Genomic DNA, 10,241 nt, shown 5'->3' with positions numbered 1-10,241 from the left:
GCCGGGATGTACTGCCGGTAGGGCACCAGGCGGTCGAATACACCCGGCTACTCGTACTTGCGCCTATTCGGCTCGGTTCGCAGGCGATGATCGTCGTCGGGCGTAGTGCCGACCTCGCCGACGAATAGCAGCGACCGGTCAGCCTGCCCGGCCGATGTCATCGGGCCCTTCCGGCTGCTTTCCGGTAGCCGTTGCCTGGCCGTTGGATTCGCTGCCCGTCCCCGCGTCGGCGAAGGCTCGGGCGTAGCGGGTTCCGGCCAGGAGCAGGAGGATGCCGACGACGAGGAAGGCGGCGACGCGGAGGAGGCCGTCCAGCGTCGCGAGGTCGAAGAGGAACAGTTTGGCCAATGCCGCCGCGGTGACCAGCAATCCGGAACCCAAGGCTAGTTTGGCGACCGCGGGTGCGTCGGCGAGTTCGCGCAGTCCGAACAGGAGGGCGCCGGTCGCGGCGGCCATCCACAGGATGGTCGCGGCGCTGTGGCCGATGAGGAACCCGTTCGGCGTTCCGGTCGCGACGCCGAGCGAGACCGTCGTGGTGGTCACCGCGTACAGTCCGGCGACGCTCGCGACGATCCACGGCCACGCGCTGCCCGCTGCCGGGCCCGGCAGCCGCCGCGCGCACCACAGCGCCACCGCGACCACCGCGAGGGCCAGCACCGCGCTGAGCGCGGTCGACATACCCAGATAGCGCTCCGAACGATGCTGCGAGGCAAGGATTTCGGGGCTTGCGACATTCAGCAGCGCCAAGCCGCCGAGCACCGCGAACGCACCGCCGAGGCCCGCCGCCGGGCGGGACATCCGCTGGCCCGCCACGCCGAGGAAGACCAACGCCACCAGCAGCAGAGCCGTGGGCAGCGTCTGTGTGTCGGTCGCGCCGACACACGCCTCGAGCAGCGCGATCGAGCCCGCGACGGCGGCCGCGAGGGCCGTGTGTCCGGGAATGTTGAGAATGGCATGCGCTTTCGGCACCAAGCTCACCGCGGCGACGAGCAAGAGCACAGTAGCGGCGATCGACGCCACCCATACCGCGATGAACCGTTCGGAATACATTCCCGGCGCGAGCAGAATCGGCACCACCGCCGCCGCCATCGTCAAAGAGGCGGTGAGATCGGCAGGCCGGTGCCGGACGACGACGATCGTCCCGACGACTCCGACCAGCGCCACCGCTACAGCGGCCACGAGCACCCAGGTGCGCTCTCCGGCGGAGGGAGTACCGAGCACCACACCCGCGACGAACACCGATGTCGCCAGCACAGCGGGCAATGTGCGCGCCACATGCAGGTAGGGCCAGTCCCGCGCCGACTGCACCGGCACGCAGGCCGACTGCAACACGATCAGGAACGCGAGCAGCACCGGTCGCGTGGTCACCACTGGAGACAGCGCCGCCGCGGCGAGCACCACCAGCGCCGCGAAAGGCTGCGAGCGCCACCGCATCGCCAAACCGACGCCTCCGGCGGCGACACCCAGGGCGACGGCGAGCCCGAACACCGGATGCAGCCAGTGGTAGATGGCGGTCACCGCGACGACATCGAGATAGGCGCCCGCGATGCCGGTGGCCGCCAGTGCGATACCGCCGACCCGCCCGCCGACCCGCCGGAAGACCCGCACGCCCGTGACGACCAGCCCAGCGGAGAAGGCCGCACCCGCGACCACCCGCGGCACCGGCCCGAAGAAGCCCGCCTGCGCGGCCAGAACCAGCAGCATCGCGACGCCGATCAGCGTCACCGCGACACCGGCCAGCGCCAAGATCCGGCTGATCACCCCGTCCCGCTGCCACCACGGCGTGTGCGGCACCGGCGACCCCGGGCGCGGCGGCATCGGCGGACGAGGCGGTACCGCGCCCGGCACCGGCCCCCACGTGTTCGGCGGCCACGCAGCGCCACCCCAGCCACCGCCTGGCGCGGCGTAACGCGGAACGTACGCGGGCTGCGGAGGAACCGGCACCCCGGCCGGCGGTACTCGACCCGGCCACGACGGCGGCACCGGCGGTATCGCCCCGGACGGCACGCGTCCCGACTCCCCGAACCCACTCGCGGGCACATTGGTCCCACTCGACGCTGTCCCCGCGGACCCGCCACCAGCGGGTGCACCGCGCCCACTCGACACCGGCCCTGCGCCAGAGCGTACGGATTCGGGAGTAGACCCGAGCGCATGACTGCCAGTCCCAGGGAGTACCGACGATTGCGAGATAGAACCGCCCGTCGACCCGTGCGGCGCCTCACTCGCGGACGCACCCGTCGCGTCGGCCACCGACCCGCGTGCCGCCGGGGACACACCAGCACCCGACGGGTCGGATACCGATCCACGTACATCCCCGGGAACGTCGGCACCCAGCGTGTCGGACGCCAACCCCCGCAGCGATCCAGGCTCGCCCGCAGCCGTCGCCGCGGACCCCGCCGCACGTACCGCTTCGGCGCCCGGCACACCCGGCCTGTCCGACGTCGGATGCGCTTCTCCGGGCCCGTCCGCACCCGGCGCGCCAGATGCGGACGGGCGCACCGAGCTGTCCGCGACGACTTGCTCGCGTAACAGCCGCAGATCGCGCCCGAGCGCGCCCAGCTGCGTCCCCAGCGTGGTGAACTCGCCGGAGAGCCGCGCGAGCAGCACCGGGTCGATGGAGGTGGTCATGACTTCATGCTGGTCATCGCGACGCGCGCGGGCATGAGTAGTTACCCCTGGTAGACGGGCGGGTTCTACCCGCCCGACCGGCCCGCACCCGGGCAGTCGGATGCGGACCGGTCGCGCCAGGTGGTCAGTAGGCGCGCAATCCGATGACCTCGTGCACGGCATCGATCACCGCGGCGCGCGGCGGCATGCGCAGCACGCCCGGCGCGGGTTCGCCCGCCCAATGCCAGCCGAGCGACGAATCGGAGCTGGGCAGCAGGACGATGCGACCGCCGGGAACCACGGTGACCCCGTGTCCGGCGAGGCAGCGCCGGACCGCGACCTCGACCGGCCGAGCGGGGCTGGGCGGCGTGACGAGAAAGGTCCACGTGCGCTCACCCGGATCGGCGATGACGGGCGCGGTGTGGTTGCGGTCCAGCTGGACGAGCACCTTGCGCCCCAGCTCCGGCGGCATGACGATCGCGCCCAGGATGGAGCCGGTGGTGATGGTCGGGCGTCCGGCGAGCAGCTGAACCGGAAGCCCGTAGGTATGCCGCAGCAGCTGCGCGACTTCATGGGGGTCGTGACAGCCCTCGAACATCGCTTCACTCCGCATCGCAGTAGCCGAATCCGGTCGAAATGACGGACTTTCGGTGTAGCAACCCGCGCTCGTCGCGCATATTTGCCAGCGGAGCGCTGACGAGACGTGCCGATCGCATCGCGCGGTGGCGCGCCGGTCGTTGGGTCCGAGCGTCAGGCCGCCACACGCGATCGGCGCGCGCGGCCTGGACGGTGTTCATCGGCATGGTTTTCATCGCCGCCGCCCTTTGCAGTCAAAGTTGCAGAAAGGCAACGGTATTCCAACCCGCAGCGAACGAGTCGTACGCAATGTCCCACTTCGGTAGTCGCAGATAACATAGCGTCGTACTCTGAAACCCAGATTTAACAAAAGGACTTGGGTATGGACGAATCGTCGATCGGAGTTCGGATCCGCCAGTTCCGCGGCAAGGCGCTCACGCAGCGCCAGCTCGCCGACCAGGCGGGGGTCAGCGTTGATCTGGTGCGCAAACTCGAGCAGGGGGGCCGCCAAACCGCGTCCATCGCCAGCTTGCAGAAGATCGCGCGCGCCTTGGACGTGGACATCGCCGATCTGATCGGCAAACGCCAGGGCGTGCCGTCCACCAATCCGGACGCGGGCATCGTGGCCATCCGCCGCGCGCTGACGCCGGTCGACGACCTGCTCGGCGAGACCAGGGAAGAAGAGGCGGTCAGTCTCGACGACGGCCGGCGCGCGGTCGAATACGCCTGGGGCGCTTACTGGTCGGGCCGCTACGAATTGCTGACCTCGATCCTTCCGCCCGGATTGACCCAGCTGCGCGCCACCGTGCATGCCGCGCGCAACGGTTCGGTCGCCCCCGCCAATGAGTTGCTGGCCAGGATGTACTGGGTAACCGGATGCACGCTGGTGCATCTCGGCCAAACCGATCCCGCCTTCCTCGCCATCCGGCAGGCGCTCAACGCCGCCGAGCTGGGCGACGATCCCCTGCTGCTGGCCACCATCCGCGGTTCGGTGGCCTGGCAGTTGCTGGTGCAGGGCCGCTACGACGAGTCCCGCGGCGTGGCGCTGAACGCGGCCGCGACCCTCGAGCCCTCCGGCGACGTCACGCCGACTCATCTGTCCGCCTACGGCTCGCTGGTGTTGCAGGGCGCGACCGCCGCGGGCCGAGCCCAGGACGTGCACGACGCGTTGTCCCTGGTACAGGCGGCCAGCGAGGTCGCCCTGCGAATCGGCACGGACCGGCAGGACTACGAAACGTATTTCGGCCCTTCGCAGGTCGTCATGCAGACGGTGGATGTCAACGTCTCTTCCGAGCGCTACCCGGAGGCGCTGGCCGCCGCCAAGGAGATGCCGGTCAACGGCAGTCTGCCGCAGACGTCCCGGGCCAGGCACCTCGCCGACACGGCGGTCGCGCTGACCCGCACCGGCAGGCACCAGCACGCGCTGGACGCCTTGCTCACGGCGGAGCGGGTGGGCGGCGCGGACTGGCTGAAATACCAGACCCTGCCCCGCCATATCGTGTCCGAACTGCTCGACCACGACCGCAAGGTGCCGCTGCGCGCGTTCGCCCGCAGGATCGGGGTGAACACCTAGGACGCCGGGCGTTCCCCGGCCCGTTCGATCACCTCGTCCAGCACCTCGCGCGAGCGCAGGAGATCGTTGATGGTGCGGGTGATCCGTTCGCGCTCGGTGTGCAGCTCGGCGACCAGCGCGGGCGTGGCGTACTCGTTGGGACCGCCGTCCGCGTCGCGCATGCACGGCAGGATGCGCGCGATCTTCTTGCTGGTGAGTCCCGCCGCGAGCAACTCTTGAATATGGATGACGCGGTCCACCGCCCGCTCCGGATAGTCGCGATGACCGCCGGGAGTGCGATCGGAGGCCAGCATGCCCTGCTCCTCGTAGTAGCGCAGCGACCGTTCACTCACGCCGGTGCGCTCGGCGAGTTCCCCGATCCGCATCCGTCACCTGGCCTTTCACCCTCGGGCTTGAATCTCACATTGGTGTCAAGTTTTACCGTAATGTCATGACGAACGCAGCGGCTTCCGCCCTTTTCCAGCCCGTGACTCTCGGCCCCCTCGCGCTGCCGCACCGACTCGTGATGGCACCGATGACACGTAACCGCGCCGCGGCCGACGGCACGCCGTCTCCGCTCATGGCGACCTACTACGCACAGCGCGCGAGCGCGGGCCTGATCATCGCCGAGGCGACCACGCCGAACCGGGTGGGGCAGACCTACGCGAACATCCCCGGCATCTACACCGACGCGCACGTGACGGGCTGGCGGGAGGTCACCGGCGCTGTCGCGGCGGCGGGCGGGCGAATGTTCCTGCAACTCCAGCACGGTGGCCGGGTCGGTCATCCGGACAACAGCGGGTCGATCCCGGTCGCGCCGTCGCCTGTTCCACTGCCCGAGCCCATCCACACGCCTAGTGGGGCGCAGAATGCCGTCGTTCCGCTGGAGATGTCCGCCGCCGATATCGAGGCGACCATCGCCGATTTCGCGGCCGCTGCCGAAAACGCCATCGCGGCCGGATTCGCCGGGGTCGAGGTGCACAGCGCGAACGGATATCTGCTGCATCAATTCCTGGCGCAGAACACCAACCAGCGCACCGACTCCTACGGCGGTACGGTGGTCAACCGCATCCGTTTCACCGTGCGGGTGGTCGAGGCGGTGGCCGACGCGATCGGCGCGCAGCGCGTCGGTGTGCGGATCTCCCCCGGAGTTTCCGTGAACGGCATCGATGAGGGCGACACCGAGGACATCTATCCGGCACTCGTCTCGGCGCTGGCCGGCAAGGATCTCGCCTACCTGCACTACGTCTTCGCCGACCCCGATCAGCCGCTGTTCCGGCGCATCCGGGCGCTGTGGCCGGGCGCGCTCGTCGCCAACCCGAATCTGGGCTGGGGCGTCCCCCTGCCCGAGGACGGCGGTAGGGAAGCCGCGTTGCGCCTGCTCGCCGGCGGAGCGGACGCGGTCTCGCTGGGCCGTTCCTTCCTGGCCAACCCCGATCTGGTCGAACGGATGCGCATCGGCGCGCCGCTGAACCCGGTGCGCGACGCGCATCTGATGTATGTGGGCGGCGCGGAGGGCTACACCGACTACCCGGCGCTCGACCTGATCCCCGCGGCGGGCTGACCCGCCGTTCAGCGACCCATCAGCCGGCGCCACTGCGCCATGAGCGGATGCTTCGCGGTGACCGAGCCGAATCGGATCTTGCCGTGCACGACCAGGTGCAGCGGGCCGATCGGCGGCCCGGTGCGGACCTTGTTGGTCACGCTGGAACCGATCAGCTCCAGCCCGTTCAGGTCGACGGTGGCCTCCGCGGGCACGATCAGGGTGATCGAACCGGCGAAATCGTCGACGCGCACCTCGACCACCTGGGTGGACATGATCGCCTCGGTGAAGTCCAAGGTCACGCCGGACAGCCAGTTGTTCAGAAACAGCGTGGGCGGCACCTGCCACGGGCCGCGACGGCTCACCCCGGACAACCGCGAGCGGATCACGTTGCCCGCGCCGTTCGCGGCGGGCGCCTGCCTGGTGAAAGCGGGCGAGGAGTTCACGAAGGTGGACGGCGGCGCGGCAGGCTGCCCGACCAGGCGGACGCCGGGCAGGTCGATGAGAACGGCGTTCAACTCGCCGCGGGTCTTGGCGGCCAGCGCGGTGTCCATCCGCTCGGTGAACTCACCGAGCGAGAGCATGCCGAGGCCGACCGCGCGTTGCAGCAGTTGACCGACGTGTTCCCGCTCGGCGTCCGACACGCGCAGTTCCCGGTCGCCCACCGCGCCGCCGGAGCCGACCGCATTCGATACCGATTCGGGCCCACCCATGCGATCGAGGTTACCGAGCAGGCCGCCACGGGCGCATCAGGGCGATCCCTGATTCCGAAGCGCCCGGCGGATCACTCGAGCCCCTGTTCGATGGCGTAGCGGGTCAACTCGACCCGGTTCGCCAACTGCAATTTGCGCAGCGTCGCCTGGACGTGGTTCTCCACCGTGCGGTGACTGAGCCCCAACCTCGTCCCGATCTGCTTGGCGGACAGTCCTTTCGCCACCATCCGCAGCACCTCGGTCTCGCGCTCGGTGAGCGCGGGCCGGTGCGGCTCGTCGGGGCGCGCGGGCGTGGTCGCCATCCGCCGGTACTCGCCGAGCACGAGTCCGGCCAGCCCCGGCGTGAACACCGCTTGACCGGCCGCGGTGGCGCGCACCGCGTCGATCAGTTCGGCCGCCGACGCGCTCTTGACCAGATAACCGGATGCGCCCGCCTTGATCGCGTCCAGCACGTCGTCGCGCTCGGCCGAGGCCGAGAGCACCAGCACCCGGCTGTGCGGCGACACCCGCAGCACCTCGGCCGTCGCCTGTGCCCCGTTGCCGTCGGGCAGTTGCATGTCCATCAACACCACGTCCGGCCGCACCGCCCCGGCGCGCCTGCTCGCCGCGGCGACGCCGTCGGCCGTGGCCGTCACCCGGAATCCGGCTTCGGTGAGGTCGCGGGAGACGCCGTCCCGCCACATCGGGTGGTCGTCCACCACCATCACCGCAATGGACCCGTCCGCCTGGCCGGTCATCCGCGCCTCCCGTCTGTCATCTGGGCACCCGGAATTCCCATTCGGTGCCGAACCCGACCCCGCCGTCGATCTCGGTGAGCAGGTCCGCGCTGCCGCCGAGGGCCGCGATCCGCCCCACGATGGACCGGGAAACGCCCATGCGCCCTTCGGCTTCCGCCTCGGCCAGCCGTCCGGGCGGGATGCCGACGCCGTCGTCGCGCACACTGATCACCAATTCGTCGCCGGTGTCCTCCAGTAGCACATATGCTCGCGCATCCGGCCCGGCGTGCAGTTCCACATTGGACAACGCCGTGGCCACGGCCGAGGCGATCTCGTTCGCCATCCAGCGGCCGACCGGCACCGGATCGCCGGGCGTCGACACCGACACCGTAGGCGTGGATTGCGCGGTCAGCAGCGGCCGCAGGTCGACCTCGGCCCCACCCGCGTCGCGGTGATCGGCCTGCTCGGTGATCAGCACCCGCAGGGCCACCTCCTGCTCACCGGCGCGCAGAGCCAATTCCTCCGTCGGTCCGCCGATTTCGCTGCCGCGGCGCTTGATGTAGCTGAGCACCTGCAACACCCCGTCGTGCACCTCGCGCGACAGCCGCTCGCGCTCCTCGGCCGCCGCGGTCAGGCGCACCGCCTGCTCCAGCTGGTCCTGGGCGCGGCGCGCGGTGTTGGCGGCCAAGCCGAGCGCGAGCCCCACGGAGACGAGCACCGGCACCGTCGCGTCCGTCCACACGTCCTCGCCCCACTGATCCCGCACCGTCAGCGACACCGCGGCGATCAAGGCGCCGGACAGCACGCCGGCGAACGGTCCGCGCAGGATCGCAGCGCCGATCACGGCGTTGGTGGCCCACAGCGTGGTCGGCAGCGTCTGATGTCCGTGGTACCAGCCGTAATCGGCGACCAGGCGGGTGGCGGCCATCAGCCCGATCACCACCACGTGGTCGCCGATCACCACCCAGGTGCGCAGCCGGGCCACCTCGGGAAAGTGCCACTGCGACAGCATGATCGCCGAAGCGCCCGACCACACCGCCATCAACGCGATGAGCACCCAGCTCAGCCGCTGGTTGGTGTAGTACGGCGCCGAGGCGATCTGCTGGCCGACCGCGTACAACAGTGTGACCAGCCGCAACGCCTGCGCGGCGCGCCACAGCGGCGTGGTCGCCACATCGGCCGATGGCAGCTCAGTCCTGCTCCGTGCCTTCGCCGGCTTGCGCGCCGTCATCGGAGTCCGCCTTCCGCTGTGCCGAATCCGTCGCCCGCTTCTTCGTCGCCTCGAGCAGCGTCGCGGCCACGTCGAACCGACCGGCCTCGGGCCGATCCGGATCGGCCGAATACAGCCCGCGATGGTCATCGCCGGTGTTCAGTTCGCCGTACAGCTCCTCGGGACCTTCCAGCAACGACCGGATCGCCGTATTCATCACCGCCACGAACGGCACCGCGAGCAGACCGCCGGCTATCCCGCCGATCACCACGCCCGCCGTGATCGCCAGCACCACCGCCAGCGGATGGATGCTGACTGCCCGGCCCAGCAGCAGCGGTTGCAGCACATGGCCTTCGAGCTGCATCACCGCGATGATGATGCCGAGCACGATCAACGCGGTGACCAGGCCTTTGGTCACCAACGCGATGAACACCGCGATGAACCCGGCCAGGAACGCGCCGATGATCGGGATGAACGCGCCGATGAACACCAGCGAGGCCAGCGGCAGCGCCAAGGGCACGCCGAGAATGGCCAGCCCGGCGCCGATGCCGATGGCGTCCACCGCGGCGACCACGACGGTCGCGCGGACGAATCCGACCAGCGTGCCGAACCCGAGCCGCCCTGCGGTGCGGACCCGCTCGCGGTGGTCGGTCGGCACGATCCTGGTGACGAACTCCCAGATCTGATCGCCGCCGTAGAGGAAGAAGATGAGGATGAACAGCGTCAGGAACGTCCCGGTCAGCAATTCGCCGATCACGGTCGCCGTGGTGAGCGCGCCGCTGGTCAGGCTGTCCTGATTGGACTGGATCGCCTTGACGATGGCGTCGCCCGCGTTGCGGATCTGCTCGTTGCTCAGATGCAGCCTGCCGTTGATCAGCCAGTCCTGGATCTGATGGATGCTGTCGGTGAACTTGTTCGACAGCTGCGGCACACCGGCGACGAACTGTTCCACGACGAAGGTCATGATGCCCGCGACCACGCCGATCGACCCGACCAGCGCCACGAACACGCCGACCGCGCGTGGAACGCCCAAGCGCTGCATCCAATCCACCAGCGGCGCCAGCAGCGCCGCCGCCAAAAGCGCGATGGCGAGCGGAATGACCACGGTGGCCAATTTCTGCACGATCGCGGTGACCGCGAGCCCCAGCGCGAACAACACCAGCAGTCGCCAGCCCCACTCCGCCGACACCCGGACGATCGGATGCACCGTCTCCGCGGCGGGCCGCGACAGCGTGATTTTCCGCTCTGGACTTGGCTTCGCCTCGCTCACCTCCGTGAGCCTAATGTGTACTGTCGGACGTAGTCCGTCCTCAGCCCGCGCACG

The 10,241-nt window shown here is 69.8% G+C and carries 9 protein-coding genes; 2 read left to right on the top strand and 7 right to left on the bottom strand.

Annotated features, from left to right (window positions below; all coding sequences use genetic code 11):
• Positions 1-138: 138 nt before the first annotated feature.
• Together ACWDMM_RS17135 and ACWDMM_RS17130 are read right to left on the bottom strand one after the other, a co-directional pair.
• On the bottom strand, positions 139-1,818 hold the full coding sequence (locus ACWDMM_RS17135; RefSeq protein ID WP_449938285.1) for a DUF2339 domain-containing protein: 1,680 nt from the start codon (positions 1,816-1,818) through the stop codon (positions 139-141).
• A 934-nt stretch (positions 1,819-2,752) separates the two neighbouring features.
• On the bottom strand, positions 2,753-3,220 hold the full coding sequence (locus tag ACWDMM_RS17130; RefSeq protein ID WP_323124616.1) for a hypothetical protein: 468 nt from the start codon (positions 3,218-3,220) through the stop codon (positions 2,753-2,755).
• Between the two features lie 345 nt (positions 3,221-3,565).
• Between ACWDMM_RS17130 and ACWDMM_RS17125 the strand changes: the two genes are divergently transcribed.
• On the top strand, positions 3,566-4,756 hold the full coding sequence (locus ACWDMM_RS17125; RefSeq protein ID WP_357109661.1) for a helix-turn-helix domain-containing protein: 1,191 nt from the start codon (positions 3,566-3,568) through the stop codon (positions 4,754-4,756).
• On the opposite strand, the gene ACWDMM_RS17120 is transcribed toward ACWDMM_RS17125, so the two are convergent.
• Positions 4,753-5,121: a MerR family transcriptional regulator gene (locus tag ACWDMM_RS17120; protein WP_195080946.1), complete on the bottom strand. Its 369-nt coding sequence runs from the start codon at positions 5,119-5,121 to the stop codon at positions 4,753-4,755. The two genes, ACWDMM_RS17125 and ACWDMM_RS17120, sit on opposite strands and share 4 nt — an antisense overlap.
• 65 nt (positions 5,122-5,186) lie before the next feature.
• Here ACWDMM_RS17120 and ACWDMM_RS17115 point away from each other — a divergent pair, with 65 nt between their 5' ends.
• The gene (locus tag ACWDMM_RS17115; protein WP_449938280.1) at positions 5,187-6,299 is read left to right on the top strand and encodes an alkene reductase; all 1,113 of its coding nucleotides are present in this window, start codon (positions 5,187-5,189) and stop codon (positions 6,297-6,299) included.
• 8 nt (positions 6,300-6,307) lie between these two features.
• On the opposite strand, the gene ACWDMM_RS17110 is transcribed toward ACWDMM_RS17115, so the two are convergent.
• The 4 genes from ACWDMM_RS17110 to ACWDMM_RS17095 form a co-directional block, all read right to left on the bottom strand.
• Positions 6,308-6,943, bottom strand: coding sequence for a DUF1707 SHOCT-like domain-containing protein (locus ACWDMM_RS17110; RefSeq protein ID WP_195081048.1), 636 nt, complete (start codon positions 6,941-6,943; stop codon positions 6,308-6,310).
• Between the two features lie 119 nt (positions 6,944-7,062).
• On the bottom strand, positions 7,063-7,728 hold the full coding sequence (locus tag ACWDMM_RS17105; RefSeq protein WP_195080948.1) for a response regulator: 666 nt from the start codon (positions 7,726-7,728) through the stop codon (positions 7,063-7,065).
• A gap of 16 nt (positions 7,729-7,744) precedes the next feature.
• Entirely contained in the window at positions 7,745-8,938 is a 1,194-nt protein-coding gene (gene macS / locus ACWDMM_RS17100) for a MacS family sensor histidine kinase (RefSeq protein ID WP_195080949.1), read from the bottom strand.
• Positions 8,898-10,187, bottom strand: a complete 1,290-nt coding sequence (locus ACWDMM_RS17095; protein WP_195080950.1) for an AI-2E family transporter — start codon at positions 10,185-10,187, stop codon at positions 8,898-8,900. The genes macS and ACWDMM_RS17095 overlap by 41 nt, the downstream gene beginning before the upstream one ends.
• Positions 10,188-10,241 lie beyond the last annotated feature (54 nt).

The sequence above is a fragment of the Nocardia sp. NPDC003726 genome (genome assembly GCF_053586955.1).
Note: the sequence above shows the minus strand (reverse complement) of the source record. Positions and strands in the feature narration are given on the sequence as shown.